Consider the following 17,415-nt stretch of genomic DNA (forward strand, 5'->3'; position numbering starts at 1 on the left):
ACAACCACTTCCGTCGCGTCATTTCCTTCACTACCTTTCCCCCACGCTCTTCCGCCGGGCAACCCCCGCGGGACGGCGCCGCAGGGCCGTGCGCGTCAAGGACGACGCCGTACGGGCCCGAGCGCGGCCACCCCCACCTGCGCGCGACACCGGCCTTGGAACGGCGCCGCCCGCCCCGCGAGCGCCGCGGAAAGGATTGCCCCGTCGTGACTGCCGAGACCTCCCAGACCCTGGACCGCGGCGTCCGGGTCCTCAAGCTCCTCGCCGACTCCGAGCGGGGGCTCACCGTCACCGAGCTGGCGGCCCGGCTGGCCGTCAACCGGACCGTGGTCTACCGGCTGCTGGCCACCCTGGAACAGCACGGTCTGGTCCGCCGGGACATCGGCGGGCGCGCCCGGGTGGGCCTCGGCGTGCTGCGCCTCGCGCACCGGGTGCACCCGCTGCTGCGCGAGGCCGCGCTGCCCGCCCTGCGCAGCCTCGCCGAGGACCTCGGCGCCACCGCCCACCTGACCCTGGTGGACGGCAACGAGGCGCTGGCCGTCGCCGTGGTCGAGCCGAGCTGGACCGACTTCCACGTCGCCTACCGGACCGGACTGCGCCACCCGCTCACCGAGAGCGCGGCCGGCCGGGCGATCCTGGAGGCGCGCACCTTCCCCAGCCAGCGCCGGCCCGAGCAGGGCTTCGTCATCACCCGCGCGGAGGAGCAGTCGGGAGCGAGCGGGGCGGCCGCCGCGCTGCTCGGGCTGAGCGGCATCGAGGGCAGCGTCGGCGTGGTGATGCTGAACGGCATGGTGCCCGAGCGGGTCGGCCCCCGGGTGGTGGAGGCGGCGACCGAGGTGGCCGACGCCCTCAGGTAGCGCCCGCGCACGGCGTCGGGTGTGTTTGGATTCCCCTTGTGTCCGACACCAAGCTCCCCAAGGCCCTCACCTCCCCGCGGACCCGCACGCTCACGCTGTGCGGCGCGCTGGTCGCCGCCCTGTTCGGCGTGGCCGCCTTCGTTCCGCTGCCGTACACGATCACCTGGCCGGGCCTGACCGCGGACACCCTGGGCTCGTACCAGGACAAGCCGGTGCTCACCATCACCGGGGCGCCGCTGCGCACCACGCGGGGAGAGCTGCGGATGGTCACCATCACGGCGACCAACCCGGGGCAGAAGAACACCTTCTGGCGCTCGGTGCGGGCGTGGTTCGACCCGAAGGAGGCCGTGCGCCCGACCGAGACGGTCTACCCGGAGACCAATCCGGTGAAGGCGGACGAGGCGACCGCCCAGCAGATGGCCGAGTCGCAGGACGCCGCCACCGCGGCCGCCCTGAACTTCCTCCACCTGTCGCCGGACCAGGTCAAGGTCAAGGTCGACCTGGGGGAGGTCGGGGGTCCGAGCGCCGGCCAGATGCTGGCGCTGGGCATCGTCGACAAGCTGGCCGGCGACGGCAAGGGCGGCGACCTCACCGGCGGGCTCACCATCGCCGGCACCGGCACCATCGACAAGGACGGCACCGTCGGCCCGGTCGGCGGCGTCCCGCTGAAGACGCAGGCGGCCGCCCGGGACGGCGCGACGGTGTTCCTGCTGCCCAAGGACGAGTGCGCGGACGCCCGGGTGAACACGCCGAAGTCGCTGCGGCTGGTGCCGGTCGGCACCCTGGGCGAGTCGGTCGCGGCCCTGGAGGCGCTCAGGAGCGGCGGCAGCGTTCCCTCCTGCTGACCGGGCTCCCCCCCCGCCCCCTCCGCACGGGGGCAGCCCGACCCGGTGGAGTCGGATTCCGGCCGGTCGGTTCCCGGCCCGGTCAGATCCCGAAGGCCACCGCGGCGAAGTCGTCGCCGAGCCTGGTGTGCAGCTGGGCCGCGATCCCGGCCAGCCGGTGGGCCTGGGCCATCGGCAGGGAGACCGAGACCGCGCCGATGCCGCTGCCCGCGACGATCGGCACCGCCGCGCCCGCGGTGCCGAGCGCGTACTCCTGGAACTGGGTGATGGGGACGGCCCGCCGCGGGCCCTGGCGGGTCAGCAGCGGCAGGTGCGCCGGGTCCCGCAGGGTGTAGGGGGTGAGCGGCACCATCGGGTAGCGGGCCAGGTGGTTCCGGCGCTCCTCGGCGGTCATCAGGGCCAGCAGGGTCTTGCCGGCCGCGTGGGCGTGCGCGCCGGACCGCCAGTGGCGCCGGTCGGTCAGCGGCGCGCCGGGGGCCTCGGCGGCTTCGATCAGTTCCACCTCGCCCTGCCGGTACCAGGTGAAGTAGACGGCGGCGGACAGCTCGTCGGCGAGCGTGCCCAGCAGCGCCTTGAGCCGGGCCCGGCCGGCCGAGGGGCCGTCGTTCCTGAGGAGCCCGGCGACCGCGGGGCCGGTGCGGTAGAGGCCGCTGCGCCGTTCCAGGTAGCGGTCGTGCACCAGGGTGCGCAGCAGGTGGTAGGCGGTGCCCAGGGCCAGGCCGGTGTCCCGGGCGAGCTGCTTGGCGGTGGCGCCCTTGGGGTACTGGGCGGCCGCCTCCAGCAGGCGCAGGGCGCGCTGGGCGGATGCGATGAGGGTGGGGGCGGTACCGTCGGCCGCGACGGTGTGGGTCATGCGGGGGCCGACCCGGGCGAGGGCGCGGCTGCCGGGGGTATCGATGGCTCCGGGGGTGGCGCGAAGAATAGTAGAACGTTCATACATAAATCTTGCGGCAACCGCCGCCGCCTCGCGTCTGTGCCAAATCGGCGCGTGGCGTCGTCCGGACCCTCCTACTCGGCGGCGGCCTGGTCCACCAGCGGCAGGATCCGGTACGGTACCGGGTTCTCCAGCACGATCGCGGTGGACGAGCGGACGATCCCGTCGAAGCCGAGCACCCGGTCGATCACCCGTTGCAGGTCGGCGTTGGACCGGGCCACGATCCGCACCAGCATGTCCCCGATCCCGGTGATGGTGTGCAGCTCCAGCACCTCGGGAACGCTCGCCAGGTGCGCCCGCACGTCCGCGCCCTGTCCCTGGGAGATCTCCAGGGTGGCGAAGGCCGTCACCGGGTAGCCGATCGCCGCCGGGTCCACCTCGGGGCCGAAGCCGCCGATCACGCCCTTGGCCTGGAGCCGGTCCAGCCGGGCCTGCACGGTGCCCCGGGCGACCTGGAGCCGGCGCGAGCACTCCAGCACCCCGATCCGGGGCTCCTCGGCGAGCAGCCGGATCAGCCGGCCGTCCAGGGTGTCGATGGTGTCGTTGGTGCTGCCCGGCAAGGTGGTGGCGGCACCGTGCGCGGCGGGGGCGTCGGGTGAGCCGGCGGAGCTCGGGGCGTGGGCGGGGGGCATCGCGGCACCGTCCTGTGGTGGGCAATCTGTACAGCGGCGCGGCCGATTCTCCCGCTCCGGGGCACAGCTTGACCAGGAGGAAACGGAACAGTTGCGCGCGGGTCGGCCCGGCGCCACCCTCCAGCCACACCCCCGTGCGCAGGGCCCCACCCGCGGTGCCGGGGGCGGCCACGATGGTCCGTACGCCTACCGGGAGGGCAGTCATGACCGACACCGCCGCCGAAGCCGTCCTGCTCGGGGCCGGCCTCGCACCGGACCCGGCGGAGGCGGGGCCGCTGCCGCTGGGCCGCGCCGACGCGGTGGTCTTCGCGGTCGCCGACGCCGAGCGGGCGGCCCGCCGCTACTGCGCCGCGCTCGGGTTGTGCTGTACCGCGTACGCGGGGCCGGAGACGGGCGACCGGGAGACGCGCTCGTACGTGCTCGCCGCGCCGGGCACGCGGATCGTGCTCACCTCCCCGGTGCGGACCACGGGACCCCGCGGCCGGGAGCTGGCCGCGTACCTGGACCAGTACGGGGACGGGGTGCTGGACCTCTCGGTGAGCGTGCCCGACGTCTACTACGCCTACGACTACGCGGTGGACCGGGGCGCGCTGTCGCTGGCCGAGCCGTACGAGGCGCGGGACGACTACGGCGCGGTGGTGCTGGCCACCATCGGGGTGCCGGGCGGGACCAGGCACACGCTGGTGGACCGGGCGGGGTACGTGGGGCCGTACCTGCCGGGGTACCGGCCGCGCGAGGGGTTCTGACGACGGGTTCCGCCGATGTGTTCCGGCGAGAGGGGTTCTGACGGGGTGCCGGGTGGGCGGGGCGCCGGTGCCGCTAGCGGACCACCGTCTGCACCATCGGCGCGTGGCCGTTCCAGGAGGCGATGACGGAGTTGGCCTCGTCGCCCCGGGTGAAGTCGACCCGCAGCCACTGGCCGTCGGTCCACACCTGCATCTGCCAGCCCGGGTCGGGGGTGGCCGAGACCAGGGTGGCCCGGTCCGGCTTCAGGTCCAGCGCGATCTTGCCGCCCGGGATCGGGTAGCTCTTCACCGTCGACGTCGCGGTGGGGGTGGGGCTGGGCCTGCGGGTGGGCGTCGCGGCGGTGGGGGCGGGGGCCGGGCCGTGCGGGGCGGTGGCGGCGCTGGTGGTCGCGGTGGCGGTGGTCGGGGAGGCCGCCGGGGAAGGGGTGGTGGACTGTGTGGCGGAGCGCGGCTGCTCGGTGGTGGTGGGCGCGGGGTGCGGCGTGCCGTCGGCCTTCGCGGAGGGCAGCGGCAGGGCCGTGGGCTGCTCGAACGCGGCGCCGGTCAGCACCGTGTGCACACCGAGCCAGGACAGGGCCACCGCCGCCCCGGTGGCCGCCGCCCAGGCGCCGAGCTGTACCAGTCCGTTCCGCATCGTCCGCACATCCTGCCGTATTTCCATACGGATGGAGACCGGCACCCCCGGTATTCGGCAGGGCAGTTGCACAATGTCCGGACCCACCCCCGAGGTACAGACCATTACCCGGCGATGGCGTACCGTGCAGGCCCATGGCAACAGTGCTCGTGGTCGAGGACGACCCCTTCGTGCGTTCCGCCCTCATCCGCCACCTGACCGACACCGGTCACGCGGTCCGCAGCGTGGGCACGGCCCTGGAGGCGCTGCGGGAGGTCGCCCAGGTCGGCTGTGACCTGGTGATCCTCGACCTGGGCCTGCCGGACCTGGACGGCAGCGAGGCGCTCAAGATGATCCGGGGCCTGACCAACGTGCCGGTGATCATCTCCACTGCCAGGGACGACGAGGCCGAGATCATCCGGCTGCTCAACGACGGTGCCGACGACTACCTGGTGAAACCTTTCTCCGGTGAGCACCTCAGCGCCCGGATGACCGCCGTGCTGCGCCGGTTCGGCGGCGGCGCCGCGCCCGTCGCCCAAGTGCTCCGGGTCGGCGGGCTGGCCATCGACCTCCAGCGGCGCGAGGCCGCACTGGACGGACGGCCGCTCGACCTGACCCGCCGTGAGTTCGACCTGCTGGCCTTCCTGGCCGCCAGGCCCGGCGTGGTGGTGCCCCGCAAGGAGATCCTCGCCGAGGTCTGGCAGCAGACCTACGGCGGGGACCAGACCATCGACGTCCACCTCTCCTGGCTGCGCCGCAAGCTCGGCGAGACCGCCTCCAACCCCCGCTACCTGCACACCGTCCGGGGTGTCGGGGTCCGGCTGGAGGCGGCCGGGGGTCCGGCGGAGCACCGGACATGAGGCGCTTCGGGCGCTCGCTGCGCTGGGCCCTGATCAAGGCCGCCGTGGCCGGGACCACCATGGTCGCGCTGGCCTTCCTCATCCCGCTCGGGATGATGGTCCAACAGACCGCGCGGGACCGGGCGTTCACCGCCGCCGAGCGGCAGGCGGCGGCACTCGGGCCCGCCCTGGCGATCACCACCGACCAGGACGCGATCAACCGGGCCCTGGCCAGCACGGACGCCGGCGGTCAGGGGCGGATGGCGGTCCACCTGCCGGCGGCCGGGCAGCCCGCCGGGCCGGGTGGCGGGGAGGGTGGTGCGGGGACGGGCAGCTCCGGCACCACCGCCGCCGGGACGAGTGCCGGGGCCGGTGCCGGGGCCGGTGTCGGAGTGAGTGCCGGGACGAGTGCCGCCGGACCGGCCGTCGGCGAGCCCGGGGGCCCGACGCTCGGGGAGGCCCGCGCCGTCGCGGCCGACGTGGCCACCGCCGGCGGGCAGGGCCGCTCCTTCACCGTGCAGGTGGCCGGCGGGTACGCCCTGCTCCAGCCGGTCGCGGTGGACACCGGACGGACCGCGGTGGTCGAGGTGTTCGTGGCCGAGAGCGACCTCACCCGGGGCGTCGCCACGGCCTGGCAGGTGCTCTCCGCCGTGGCGCTCGGCCTGGTCGCCATCTCGGTCCTGGTCGCCGACCGGATGGGCAGCCGGATCGTCGCCTCCGCCAGGAAACTCGCCGCCGCCGCCCGCTCGCTCGGCGCCGGGAACCTCTCGGTGCGGGTCCCGGTGGAGGGAAAACAGGTCGAGGGAAGCCCCGAGGAACTGCGCGAGGCCGGCCACGCGTTCAACACCATGGCCGACCGGGTGGTCCAACTCCTCGCCGCGGAACGGGAACTGGCCGCCGACCTGTCACACCGGCTGCGCACCCCGCTGACCGTGCTGCGGCTCAACGCCGCCTCGCTCGGCGAGGGCGACGCGGCCGACGCCACCCGGCACGCGGTCGCCCAACTGGAGCGCGAGGTCGACCAGATCATCCGCTCGGCCCGCCGCGCCCCCGAGGACGCGCCCGCCGTCGCGGTCGGCTGCGACGCCGCCGAGGTGATCAGGGAACGGGTCGCCTTCTGGTCGGCACTGGCCGAGGACGAGGGGCGCCGCTGGCAACTGGCCGGCGCCGAACGGGCGGCGCCGGTGCCCGTCCAGCGCGGCGACCTGGCGGCCGCCGTCGACGCGCTGCTCGGCAACGTCTTCCGGCACACCACCGTCGGCACCGCCTTCTCGGTGGACGTGCTGGCCACCGACTGCTCGGTGATCGTGCTGGTCGGCGACGCCGGCCCGGGCTACAGCGACCCGGCCGCCGCCCTGAAGCGCGGCGAGGGGCACGGCGGCGAGGGCTCCACCGGCCTCGGCCTGGACATCGTCCGCAAGCTCGCCGAGTCCACCGGCGGCGACCTCGCGCTCGGCCGCTCGGCGGTGCTCGGCGGTGCCGAGACCCGGCTGCGGCTGCTCACCGGGCCGCAGGCGGCGGAGCCCGCGCGCACCGGACGGCGGCGGAGCCGGGGCGCGCTCTTCCAGAAGTGACGGTGCCTCCGGTTCCGTTGCGGCGTCCGACCGGTCCGGCCCCGAGGCCCGGTGCCGGTCTGGCGTCGGTCTGCTGCCGGTCTGGCGTCGGCCTGGGACCGGCCTGGGACCGGCCGCTCCGCGGCGGTGGGCCGGGGAGGTTCCTTAACGGCGGCCTAAGGGAGTTCTACCCCTCGCTCAGCCCGTCGGTTTCGCCCCCGGACCGCCGCTAGCGTCGGTCGCGCCGGTCACCCGACCGTGCCGGGCCGGCCGCCCGGAGGTCCCCGCGCAGCCGCGCCCGGACGGCGGCCGACCGTAGGCATCCGCGGAGGAAACGCGCCATGACGACCCAGCCCACCCGCCGCTCCGGCCACCGCAGGCGCGGCCGCCGGGGCGCGATCATCGGGGCCACCGCGGTCGCCGCCGCCCTGGTCGCCGGCGGGACGATCGTCCTCGCCTCCTCGGCCAGCGCCGCCTCGCTCGGTGCCGTCTACAGCCGCACCAGCTCCTGGGACTCCGGCTACACCGGCCAGTACCTGGTCACCAACCCGGACAGCAGCGCGATCGAGGACTGGACGCTCAGCTTCGACCTGCCGGCCGGGGCGAAGATCGACTCGCTCTGGAACGCCACCCTCACCGTCGACGGGCAGCACGTCACGGTCAGGCCGGAGGCCTGGAACAAGCGGCTGGAGCCCGGCAAGAGCGTGGTCGTCGGCTTCGTCGCCCAGGGCGCGGGCGGGGCCCAGGCCGAGCCGTCCGGCTGTCTGATCAACAACGTCTCCTGCAAGGCGGGAGACGGCACCGCGCCCACCCCCTCGGGCCGTCCGACCACCACCCCCTCGCCCACGGCGAGCGCGACGGCCACCGCCGCGCCGACCACCACCGCGGCCCCCACCGTCACCCCCACCATCACCCCGACCGCCACCCCGACCGTCACCGCGACGGTGAAGCCGACCACCCCGGCGCCGACCCCCACCCCGACCGTCACCCCCACGGCGACCGGTGTGCCCGTTCCCCCGGTCGGCGCCGGGGCCGGTTTCGCCCCGTACGTGGACACCTCGCTCTACCCGCCGTACGACCTGGTCGCCACCGCCAAGGCGAGCGGGGTGAAGGACTTCAACCTCGCCTTCGTGGTGTCCGGCGGCGGCTGCACGCCCAAGTGGGGCGGTGTCAGCGAGCTGTCCGCCGACGCGGTGGCCGCCCAGATCGGCGCGCTGCGGGCGGCCGGCGGCGAGGTCCGCGCCTCCTTCGGCGGCGCCAACGGCAGCGAGCTCGCCCTGGCCTGCGGCTCGACCGCCGAGCTGACCGCCGTGTACCAGAAGGTCGTGGACACCTACGGCCTCACCAGGCTGGACTTCGACGTCGAGGGCGGGGCGATCGCCAACGCCGCCGCCAACACCCGGCGCGCCCAGGCCATCGCCCAGCTCCAGAAGACCGCCGCCGCCAAGGGCAAGGCCCTGGACGTCTCCTTCACCCTGCCCGCGCTGCCCTCCGGCCTGACCCAGGAGGGCGTCGACCTGGTCGCCGGCGCCAAGGCCAACGGGGTCGCGATCGGCGCCGTCAACATCATGGCGATGGACTTCGGCGACGGCGTCGCCCCCAACCCGCAGGGCCAGATGGGCAAGTACGCGATCGCCGCGGCGACCGCCACCCAGGCCCAGGTCAAGAGCGTGCTCGGACTGGACGACGCGGCCGCCTGGCGGAAGGTCGCGGTCACCCCGATGATCGGCGTCAACGACGTCGCCAGCGAGGTCTTCACGGTGGCCGACGCCAAGCAGCTGGCCGACTTCGCGACGGCGAGGCACCTGGCCTGGCTGTCCATGTGGTCGGGCACCCGGGACAAGGCCTGCGAGGGCGGCGCCAAGGCCGTGGCCGACGCCACGTGCAGCAGCGTCGTCCAGCAGCCGCTGGACTTCACCCGGGCCCTGGGGGCGTACAAGGGCTGAGGCCCGTCCTCCCCGTCCTGCCGGTCCTCCCCGATCGCCCGGTTCGCGCCGCTGCCTCCGGTCCTGGCCGTCCGTACTCCGCCCGCAACGGAGTACGGCCGGTCAGGGCCGTTTTGTCACGCTGCGTAGGCGAACGTGTCCGGTCCCGCCCGGACCGCATCCGGTATCGTCGCTGGTCGGCCCAGCCCTGGACGGAGTGGACAGTGACAGCGGTGCAAGACGAGCGCAGCCCGGTGCGGACCGCACCCGACCCCTCGCCCGCCCCCCTGTCGGACCGGCTGCGCCGGGCCGTCGGCGCTCCCGTCCGGGCTCTGCGCGAGGCCCCCCGCCGCCCGCTGCTGGCCGCCTCCGCCGTGGCGCTGGTGTCGCTGCTGGTGTACGCGGTGGTCCGGCACTTCGTCCACACCTCGATGGTGGACATGATCGTCTACCGGGCCGAGGGCGCCGCCGTGGCCGACGGCACCGACCTGTACGCGCTGCGCGTCACCGAGTGGAACCTGCCCGCGACCTACCCGCCGTTCGCGGCGATGCTGTTCGTCCCGACCACCTGGTTCCCGGTCCCGTTCCTCAGGGTGGCGATCACTCTCGGCAACGTCGGGCTGCTCGCCCTGCTGACCCACCTGTCGTTCAAGCTGGCCGGCTGGCCGCGCCGCGAGCTGCGGCCGATCGGCGTGATCCTGGTGACCGGCCTCGGGGTCTGGCTCGAACCGGTCTTCACCACGCTCCGCTACGGCCAGATCAACCTCGCGCTGGCTTGCCTGATCCTCTGGGACCTCACCCGCCCGGACGGGCGGCGGAGCAAGGGCGTGGCGATCGGCATCGCCGCCGGCATCAAGCTCACCCCCGGCCTGTTCGCGGTCTACCTGCTGATCACCGGCAGGATCAGGGCCGCCTTCGTGGCGGGCTTCACCTTCCTCGGCACCTTCCTGCTCGGCGCCCTGGTGCTGCCCGACGCCACCCGGGGCTTCTGGACCGAGTACCTCTACGACTCCTCCAGGGTCGGCAAGACCTGGATCGTCGACAACCAGTCGCTGCGCGGCGCCTTCGCCCGCCTGCTGCACACCGCCGACCCCGGCACGATCGCCACCCTCGGGGCCGGCCTGGTCGCGCTGGCGGGCCTCGCGGTCTCCGCCTGGGCCGCGCGCAGCGGCCGCTGGCTGCCCCGGGCCGAGGCCTGGGGCGTCTGCTGCGCGGCCGTCACCGCCGTGCTGATCTCGCCGATCAGCTGGACCCACCACTGGGTCTGGTGCGTGCCGATGCTGGTCCTGCTCGCCGCCGAGGCCTCCGTCGAGCACGCCCGCCCGGCCGGCGTGCGCCGGCTGCGCTGGCGGGCCGTCTTCTGGGCCACGCTGGTCGCCTTCCTGTCCTTCGCGATGTGGGCCGCGAAGCCGGTCGGCCAGGCCGTCCTCGACATGTCACCGTGGCGCCAGCTGCCGACCTCGGTCTATCCGTGGGTCGGACTCTGCTTCCTGCTCGCCGCCGCCGTCCGGATAAGGGCCCGACGGCGTTCGGCCGGCGCACCGCTGGTCCGGCTGCCCGGACAGCGCGACGCCGGAGGCCCGGACACCGCCCGCGGTCGTCAGCAGGCCCCCGCGGCCCGCTGAACCGGCGGGGGCGCCGCTCCTGCTTCCCCGGTCCCGCTCCCGCTCGTACCCGTGCTCGTGTGCTCGGTCGCGTTCGGGTCCGGGCAGGTGCTGCTGTACGTGCCGGTGCACGCTGCGGCGCACGCCTAGGCGAGCAGCTCGGCGAGCGAGCCGTCCATGTCCAGCGCGGCCAGCTCGCTGCCCGGCGGGACCAGCCGGTGCGCCCGCTCCAGCCAGGCCGCGACGACCGGCAGCGGTGCCTCCAGCAGCGCGTCCCCGGCGGGCGAGCTCAGGGCCAGACAGAGCACGCTGCGCCGGCCCGAGCGGGTCGGCCAGATCCGCACGTCGCCCTGGCCGCACGGGCGGAAGGTGCCCTCGACCAGCAGCTCGCGGGCGAACACCCAGGTCACCGGGGACCCGGTGTCCAGGTGGAAGGTCATGTACACCGCGTACGGGTCGTGGCTGCCGTAGGACAGCCGGGCCGGCACGGGGACGCTGTGCTCCGGCGAGAGCACCAGGTTGAGCTCCAGCTCGTGCTCGACCACGCTGACGGGACGCTCCATGATCGTCTTCCTCTCTGCCTTCGGGCGGTGCCCGGTTCCGGGCCCCTGTGACCTTTGAGAGAGCGGTCCGCACCGGCTCTTACACGCGTTTCCGGGATTTCTTCGGGAAGTTCGGTGAGGGGTGGTGAACGGCGGACGGTACGGCGCGCGAGCACTCGTCGTGCGCCGGGTTCCCTACCTTGAGCGACCCTTCACTGTCCGGGGAATCACGAACTTCCCGTCCTGGCTCCGGTGAGGTACTACCCTTTGTGACTGTCCGGCGACTGTCCGCCCATCGGTGGCGCCCCCGCACGCGCCGAGCGCCGGGCGCGCGCCGGGCCGTGCGCGCGGATCGACTCGTCTGCCGTGGCGGGCTCGACCGGCCCGCACCGCCCTCGTCGGGACCTGCCAGGAGAGAAGACCCCCATGACGGACCGTCCCTTCGCCGACGCCGGCGACCCGGCCGTCGCGCCCGAGCCCGGCTACTACCCCGACCCCTCCATCCCCGGTTTCGTCCGGTACTGGGGCGGCTCGGCCTGGGTGCCGGGCACCACCCGGCTCGCGCCCGCCGAGGGTGAGGTGCTGGAAGCGCCCCGGTACGCGACCCGGCGGCCCGCCCCGGACGGGGGCGCGGCGCGGGTGGTGCCGCCGCCGGTGGTGCCGTCCACGGAGTCGTCGGTCGTGCCACCGGTCGTGCCACCGGTGGCGCCTTCGGTGGTGGCTCCGGTGCTGCCTCCGGTCGGGGTGGACGCGATGTCGGGGCAGCGGCAGGGGCCGGGGCAGGCTCCGGACCTGGGGCCTCCGGGCCTGGGGCCCGCGGCGGGGATGCAGGCGATGGTGGTGGCGGGGATGCCGGCGGGCGGCGGTGACACCGGGCCGGTGTACTTCGACCAGACCTCGGGCGGGGCGTCCTTCGTGCTCGGGTCGCGGGTGGCGGAGGTGATCGGCGGGCCGGTGTTCCGGACGGTCGACGCACAGGGGGCTCCGTCGGCGGCGCCTTCGGGCTTCGCCGGCATCGGGCTGCCCGGGGCCCCGGACGAGCCGGTGGCCGTCGGCGCGATGCCGGGGACGGCCCCGAGGGCGGGTGCGGTCCCGGTTCCGGCTCCCTCCTCGGCTCCGGCTGCCTCCTCGGCTCCGGCCCCCGCCCCGGCTGCCGCGGAGCCCGGGTGGCACGGAGAGTCCGGCTGGCAGGCCGATCCGCGGGCGCAGCGGGGCCTGGTGGAGACGGGCGATGCGCCGCGCTGGGTCTCCTGGGGGGTGCTTCCGGAGGCGCTCGACGCGGACCAAGGGCGTGCGGAGCCCGAGCGTGCTTCGGCTGCCGTGGAGCCGGTGGCCACCGGTGCGCCCGCCGTGGCGGTGGCGATGGCGGTCCGGGAGGCGCCGGTGCCGGCCGTCCTGGCCTCGGGGCCGGTGCCGGTGCTCGGCGGGGAGGCGGCTCCGGTCGCGGCCGCCCCGGTGGCCTCGACGCCTGCGGTCGCCACGGCCGGCTCCGCCCCGGTCGCCCCGCTGCCCACCGTGCGGACGGTCCGGGAGACCGCCGTCCAGCCCCGCCCGTCCGGTGCCGCCCCCGTCCCCGCCGCCTCCCCCCGGGGCTCCCGGGCCGCCAAGGGCTCCCGGGGCTCCCGGGCGGCCGTGCCGGCCGGCCTCGGCCGTCGCCTGGCGGCGCGGGCGGTGGACACCGCCGTGCTGCTGGTGGTCGCCGTCGCCGCCGGGATCCCGCTCGGCCGCTCGGTGACCGACCACCTCCAGCGGAAGCTCGACCAGGCCCGGATGGCCAGCGCCCTCACCCGGCGCCAGATCCAGGTCTGGCTGGTCGACGACGTGGTGCTCGGCAAGATCGCCGTGCTGATCGGCATCCTGCTGTTCGTCAGCCTGCTCTACGAGGTGCTGCCGATCGCCCGCACCGGCCAGACCTTCGGCAAGCGGCTGGCCCGGATCCGCGTGGTGGACGCCGCCGCCCCGGCCGCCAGGGCCAGGCTGAGCCTCGGCCGCTCACTGCTCCGGTGGGCCGTGCGACAACTGGGCGTGCTGCTGCTGCTCGGCCTGGTCTGGCCGGTGTTCGACCGTACGGCGCGGCGAGGCTGGCAGGACCGCGCGGCCCGTACCCGGGTGGTGCGCGGCTGAGGGCCGCAGGCCTCGTGCAAAACGGACAAAATGTCCCAAGCATTGAGAATGTGTGATGTTCTACTCGGGAGCATGAGCACCCACGACCCCTCAGGCCCCCAGCCGGAGGGGGGCGGCAAGCCCTCCTTCGACAAGCAGCCCCCGCAGCCCGGCGGCGGCACGCCGGAAGGCGAGCCGTCCGGCCCGACCCCGTCCAACGGTCCGTCCGGCGGTCCCGGCGCCTATGAGGGCACCTACGGCGGGAGCCCGTACGGCGCTCCGACCCCCGGTCAGGACCCGTACGGTCAGACTCCGTCCGACCAGGCCCCGCCCGGCTACGGCACCGGCTACGGTCCCGGCGCGTACGGCACTCCCGGCGCCGGCCCCGTCCCCGGCATGCCGCCGATCGGCACCTGGCCCAAGCGGATCCTCGCCCGGCTGATCGACTACCTCCTGATGCAGCTCATCGCTGTGATCATCGTGGGGCCCTTCAGCGACCTCGGCACGCGCAACGGCTCCACCGAGGCGTTCTGGCTCGGCTGCGCCATCTACCTCGTCTACGAGGCCCTGATGCTCAGCCGGGACGGCCAGACCCTCGGCAAGAAGGCGATGAAGATCCGCGTCGCCATGCTCGTCGACGGGAACAAGCCCACCCAGTCCGCCGCCTGGACCCGCGCCGCCGTCTTCATCCTCCCGGCCGTGCTCTGCTGCGCCGCACTCTGGTGGGTCGTCGACGGGCTCTTCGGCGTCTTCGACAAGCCGTACCGGCAGTGCCTGCACGACAAGGCCGCGAAGACCGTGGTGGTCACCACGGAGGTCTGAGCGGCGGAGCGGGACGCACCTGCGCCCGGCGGCGCCTCAGCGCTGCCGGGCGTACGCGTGCCCGGCAGCGGCCGGGGCGGGGCCGGGCGCCTCGGCCGGATCCGCGGGGCTCGCCACCGGAGCCGGGGCCCCGGACCGGGCGGCGGACATCGCGAGCACCGTCACCACGGTGCCGAGCGCCAGCGAGAACCCCACCAGCACCGCGACCGCCAGGACGCCGGAGGCGCCCGAGACGGCGAGCAGTGCCACCGTGGCGGCGACGACGGTGAACGAGCCGAGGCAGACCTGGGCGACGGAGGGGCGCGGCATGGCGGGGGGTCCTTCGCGCGTCGGGGGGAAACGGGCGGGAGTGGTGCCGGTTCCGGTGGTCCTGCCCGGCGGGGGAGCCGGGTACGTCCAGGCTAGCCGCCGGGGGCGGGGGCACAGGGGGCGCACGGGCTCATCCCGGGGTCGTCCGACCCGGTCGGTACGGTGGCCCGGAACCTGTCGACACCGCGCACCACCATGCACCCACACGTACCGGGGGAACCGACCGTGCCCATCCCCGCCGACTGGCCCACCACCGAGGCCGAGGCGCTCGCCGAACAGGAGCGGCTGCGCCCGCTCGTCCAGACCCACGACGACGAGGCCGCCGGCCCGTTGATCGCCGGTGTGGACGTCGCGTACGACGACGACCGCGACCTCGTCGCCGCCGCGGCCGTCCTGCTCGACCGGGACACCCTGGACGTCGTGGAACAGGCCACCGTCGTCGGCCGGATCGCCTTCCCGTACGTCCCCGGACTGCTCGCCTTCCGCGAACTGCCCGCCGTCCTCGACGCGTTGGCCGCCCTCACCCGCACCCCCGACACCGTCGTCTGCGACGGCTACGGCATCGCCCACCCGCGCCGCCTCGGACTCGCCAGCCACCTCGGCGTCCTCACCGGACTGCGCACCCTCGGCGTCGCCAAGACCCCCTTCACCTTCGACCACCACCAGCCCGACGCCCCGCGCGGCTCCTGGACCCCGCTCACCGACCCAGCCACCGGCGAGGAGGTCGGCCGCGCCGTCCGCACCAGGCCGGGCGTGAAACCCGTCTTCGTCTCCGTCGGCCACCGGACCGGCCTCGACACCGCCGTCCGCACCACCCTCGGCCTCGCCCGCCACTACCGCCTCCCCGAGACCACCCGGCACGCCGACGCGCTCTGCCGACGCGCCCTCGCCGAAGCCCAGCGGACCGGGACGACCGCGAACTGACCATGCCCGGGGCGGGATTCGGGCACGGTGTGTTAGACATGAGACACCGGGGCCCGGCCCCGGCCGCCAGGGACGGACGCACGGGGGAGGCGCCGAAAATGGGATCAGGACCAGGGACCACAGGTACCGGTTCGACCGGCGGAGCCGGGCAGGGCTACCGCGTCGAAGTCGAGCAACTGCGCACCTTCGCCGGCCAAGTACGGCTGCTGCTCGCCGACTTCCAGAAGCACGCCGACGGCACCGACACCCACGGCCGCAGCGGCATCGGCAAGAGCGCCTTCGGGACCTTCGCCGAGGCCACCGAGATCCACGGCCGCTACGGCACCATGCGGGACGCGCTGCGCGACGTCCTCAACCAGCTCCAGGAAGCCGTGAACGAGGCCCAGCGGAAGGCCGACCTCACCGCCACCAACTACGAGGAGCAGGACCGGCACACCGTCGCCAAGCTCAAGCCCGGCGACGACGGCTGGTCCGTCGCCCAGCCCTCCGCGAGCAGCCAGGCAGCGGCCCGGAAGAACCTCACCCCGTCCAACCGCGGCAACACCACCGTCTAGCCGCCGCTCGCCGCCCGCTGCCCGGACCGAACGGAGGCCGACCGCCCGTGGTCTACACCGACTTCACCAAGTACAGCCACGCCCAGCTCCGCACGATGGCCCAGGCCCTCGACCCCGGCGCGGTGATGGCCGCCGGCGACCCCTGGCGCAGGGCCGCCGACACCCTCAAGCAGATCCGCCTGACCCTCACCAAGGCCAGCACCGAGGCCGCCACCTCCTGGGAAGGCACCACCAGCGACGCCTTCCACACCCGCATGCTCACCCTGGCCGCCAGCATCAACAACGCCGCCGCCTACGCCAACGACGCGGCCAACATCCTCCACCAGACCTCCGAAGCCATGGCCAAGGCCAAGCGCGACATGCCGGAGGAACCCGGCAACTGGGACAAGGTCAAGGACACCGTCGGCGACGCCCTCTTCGGCGACGACGACGAACACATCCCGGTCGCCGACCGCAAGAAGGCCGAAGCGGCCGCCATCATGCAAACCCTCGCCATGCACTACCGCGTCGCCACCCCGGCCCTGAAGGCTCCGTCGCCGTACAGTCCTAGGGGGAAGGAAAACTCGCACGAGGTGGCAGCACAGGGCGATCCGAGTTCCGCAGCGGCGATGGCCGCCGCGATGATGTCGGGCACCTCTCTTGGGGCCGGGGGAACGCCGGTACGGACGGTACCCGCCCCCGCAATGCAGCGGCCGAAGTCCTCCCAGCCACCGGCGGCTGCGGGCTCCGTACCCAGGAATTCAGCTGTCCCGGTGGACTCCGGGATCAAGGGAGGTTCGGCGCAGGCCTCGGCGAAGCCGTTGACCACACCGGGCGGTGTTTCAGGTTCGGGCATCACCGGTACGCCGGTTCCTGGCCCGAGCGGTAGCGTTCCGACGCCCCCTACCTCGGGGACCCAGACCTCCGGCCTGAACAGTGCACCGGCCGCAGGGCCCGTGAATGGATCGCCCCCCGGCGGGGGCGTGCAGAGCATCAGTCCTGCGGGGCCGACCGCGCAGAATGCGCCGGGCGTGCCTGGATTCGGCCAGAGCAAGACCGGAATCGGCGGCAAGGGGTTCCCCGGCGCCGAGACGCCAGGGGGCGGTTCGAGTTCACTCGGGGGCCGAGCCGGCAACACCGGTGGTGGCGGTCAAGTCCACCCGGGTGTCGGGGCCGGGGGGCGTGGGGCGTCCGGAGCCAGGCAGACGGCTGGGCTTCCGGCTCGGCCTGGTGGTGCTGTCCGTGAGACCACGCTGCCTGGCGAGGGTGCGCGCGGCAAGCAGGCATTCATCGAGGGCGGGTCGGGGCTGGGGGCGCGAAACCGGTTCAGGGGGGAGTCCAGCGCCGCAAGCACGAACGGCATGACGCCCGGTGTCCCGTTGGGCGGGGCGCAAGGACGGAAGAAGGACCGGGAGAAGGACGGCAAGCGGCCGGACTACCTCGTAGAAGACGAGGAGACCTGGGCGTCGGACAAGCCGACCAACCCGAACGTGGTGGAATGAGGCCGACCCGTGGACGGACGGGTGATCTGATCGCGTCCCGCAGGTCGCGGATCTGTGGGACGCCTCGGCGAGTGGGGTGACCGGGTTTGACGAGCCGTTGGTTGGCGCGTGGTACAGCGGCCCTTGCCGTCG

17 protein-coding genes are annotated in these 17,415 nt (G+C 74.5%); 12 read left to right on the top strand and 5 right to left on the bottom strand.

What is annotated here, in order from left to right; genetic code table 11:
- Positions 1 to 206 precede the first annotated feature (206 nt).
- Both ACIQOW_RS31880 and ACIQOW_RS31885 read left to right on the top strand, forming a co-directional pair.
- Positions 207 to 857 (top strand): IclR family transcriptional regulator, encoded by a 651-nt coding sequence (locus tag ACIQOW_RS31880; protein WP_188300086.1) that lies wholly within the window; start codon positions 207 to 209, stop codon positions 855 to 857.
- Positions 858 to 895: 38 nt separating this feature from the next.
- On the top strand, positions 896 to 1,702 hold the full coding sequence (locus ACIQOW_RS31885) for a S16 family serine protease (RefSeq protein WP_401090807.1): 807 nt from the start codon (positions 896 to 898) through the stop codon (positions 1,700 to 1,702).
- An 82-nt stretch (positions 1,703 to 1,784) separates the two neighbouring features.
- Here ACIQOW_RS31885 and ACIQOW_RS31890 read toward each other — a convergent pair whose 3' ends face one another.
- Entirely contained in the window at positions 1,785 to 2,555 is a 771-nt protein-coding gene (locus ACIQOW_RS31890; RefSeq protein ID WP_401090809.1) for an IclR family transcriptional regulator, read from the bottom strand.
- A gap of 155 nt (positions 2,556 to 2,710) precedes the next feature.
- Complete coding sequence (locus ACIQOW_RS31895) at positions 2,711 to 3,268, bottom strand: Lrp/AsnC family transcriptional regulator (RefSeq protein ID WP_401090811.1); 558 nt, start codon at positions 3,266 to 3,268, stop codon at positions 2,711 to 2,713.
- Positions 3,269 to 3,471: 203 nt separating this feature from the next.
- On the opposite strand from ACIQOW_RS31895, the gene ACIQOW_RS31900 reads away from it, so the two are divergent.
- Positions 3,472 to 4,014 (top strand): VOC family protein, encoded by a 543-nt coding sequence (locus ACIQOW_RS31900; protein WP_401090813.1) that lies wholly within the window; start codon positions 3,472 to 3,474, stop codon positions 4,012 to 4,014.
- Positions 4,015 to 4,087: 73 nt separating this feature from the next.
- Here the strand turns inward: ACIQOW_RS31900 and ACIQOW_RS31905 are convergent, their stop codons facing one another.
- The gene (locus ACIQOW_RS31905) at positions 4,088 to 4,648 is read right to left on the bottom strand and encodes a hypothetical protein (RefSeq protein WP_401090815.1); all 561 of its coding nucleotides are present in this window, start codon (positions 4,646 to 4,648) and stop codon (positions 4,088 to 4,090) included.
- A 134-nt stretch (positions 4,649 to 4,782) separates the two neighbouring features.
- Here ACIQOW_RS31905 and ACIQOW_RS31910 point away from each other — a divergent pair, with 134 nt between their 5' ends.
- The 4 genes from ACIQOW_RS31910 (at position 4,783) to ACIQOW_RS31925 (ending at position 10,569) form a co-directional block, all read left to right on the top strand.
- Positions 4,783 to 5,487, top strand: coding sequence for a response regulator transcription factor (locus ACIQOW_RS31910; RefSeq protein ID WP_188300081.1), 705 nt, complete (start codon positions 4,783 to 4,785; stop codon positions 5,485 to 5,487).
- On the top strand, positions 5,484 to 7,040 hold the full coding sequence (locus tag ACIQOW_RS31915; RefSeq protein ID WP_401090817.1) for a sensor histidine kinase: 1,557 nt from the start codon (positions 5,484 to 5,486) through the stop codon (positions 7,038 to 7,040). Before ACIQOW_RS31910 ends, ACIQOW_RS31915 begins: the two co-directional genes overlap by 4 nt.
- Positions 7,041 to 7,360: 320 nt before the next feature.
- On the top strand, positions 7,361 to 8,965 hold the full coding sequence (locus tag ACIQOW_RS31920) for a cellulose binding domain-containing protein (RefSeq protein WP_401090819.1): 1,605 nt from the start codon (positions 7,361 to 7,363) through the stop codon (positions 8,963 to 8,965).
- Between the two features lie 203 nt (positions 8,966 to 9,168).
- On the top strand, positions 9,169 to 10,569 hold the full coding sequence (locus ACIQOW_RS31925) for a glycosyltransferase 87 family protein (RefSeq protein WP_188298731.1): 1,401 nt from the start codon (positions 9,169 to 9,171) through the stop codon (positions 10,567 to 10,569).
- 125 nt (positions 10,570 to 10,694) lie between these two features.
- On the opposite strand, the gene ACIQOW_RS31930 is transcribed toward ACIQOW_RS31925, so the two are convergent.
- Positions 10,695 to 11,111, bottom strand: a complete 417-nt coding sequence (locus ACIQOW_RS31930) for an SsgA family sporulation/cell division regulator (protein ID WP_188298732.1) — start codon at positions 11,109 to 11,111, stop codon at positions 10,695 to 10,697.
- A gap of 405 nt (positions 11,112 to 11,516) precedes the next feature.
- On the opposite strand from ACIQOW_RS31930, the gene ACIQOW_RS31935 reads away from it, so the two are divergent.
- Both ACIQOW_RS31935 and ACIQOW_RS31940 read left to right on the top strand, forming a co-directional pair.
- Positions 11,517 to 13,214, top strand: coding sequence for an RDD family protein (locus ACIQOW_RS31935; RefSeq protein WP_401090822.1), 1,698 nt, complete (start codon positions 11,517 to 11,519; stop codon positions 13,212 to 13,214).
- 72 nt (positions 13,215 to 13,286) lie between these two features.
- The gene (locus tag ACIQOW_RS31940; protein WP_401090824.1) at positions 13,287 to 14,015 is read left to right on the top strand and encodes an RDD family protein; all 729 of its coding nucleotides are present in this window, start codon (positions 13,287 to 13,289) and stop codon (positions 14,013 to 14,015) included.
- Positions 14,016 to 14,051: 36 nt separating this feature from the next.
- On the opposite strand, the gene ACIQOW_RS31945 is transcribed toward ACIQOW_RS31940, so the two are convergent.
- Complete coding sequence (locus ACIQOW_RS31945; protein WP_401090826.1) at positions 14,052 to 14,324, bottom strand: hypothetical protein; 273 nt, start codon at positions 14,322 to 14,324, stop codon at positions 14,052 to 14,054.
- A gap of 195 nt (positions 14,325 to 14,519) precedes the next feature.
- Between ACIQOW_RS31945 and ACIQOW_RS31950 the strand changes: the two genes are divergently transcribed.
- From ACIQOW_RS31950 to ACIQOW_RS31960, 3 genes are all read left to right on the top strand, one after another.
- The gene (locus ACIQOW_RS31950) at positions 14,520 to 15,248 is read left to right on the top strand and encodes an endonuclease V (protein WP_401090828.1); all 729 of its coding nucleotides are present in this window, start codon (positions 14,520 to 14,522) and stop codon (positions 15,246 to 15,248) included.
- A gap of 98 nt (positions 15,249 to 15,346) precedes the next feature.
- Positions 15,347 to 15,802, top strand: coding sequence for a hypothetical protein (locus tag ACIQOW_RS31955; RefSeq protein WP_401090829.1), 456 nt, complete (start codon positions 15,347 to 15,349; stop codon positions 15,800 to 15,802).
- Positions 15,803 to 15,849: 47 nt separating this feature from the next.
- On the top strand, positions 15,850 to 17,283 hold the full coding sequence (locus ACIQOW_RS31960) for a hypothetical protein (RefSeq protein WP_401090831.1): 1,434 nt from the start codon (positions 15,850 to 15,852) through the stop codon (positions 17,281 to 17,283).
- Positions 17,284 to 17,415: the final 132 nt, after the last annotated feature.

Source organism: Kitasatospora sp. NPDC091335 (assembly GCF_044757205.1).
In the GTDB taxonomy this organism is placed as follows: domain Bacteria; phylum Actinomycetota; class Actinomycetes; order Streptomycetales; family Streptomycetaceae; genus Kitasatospora.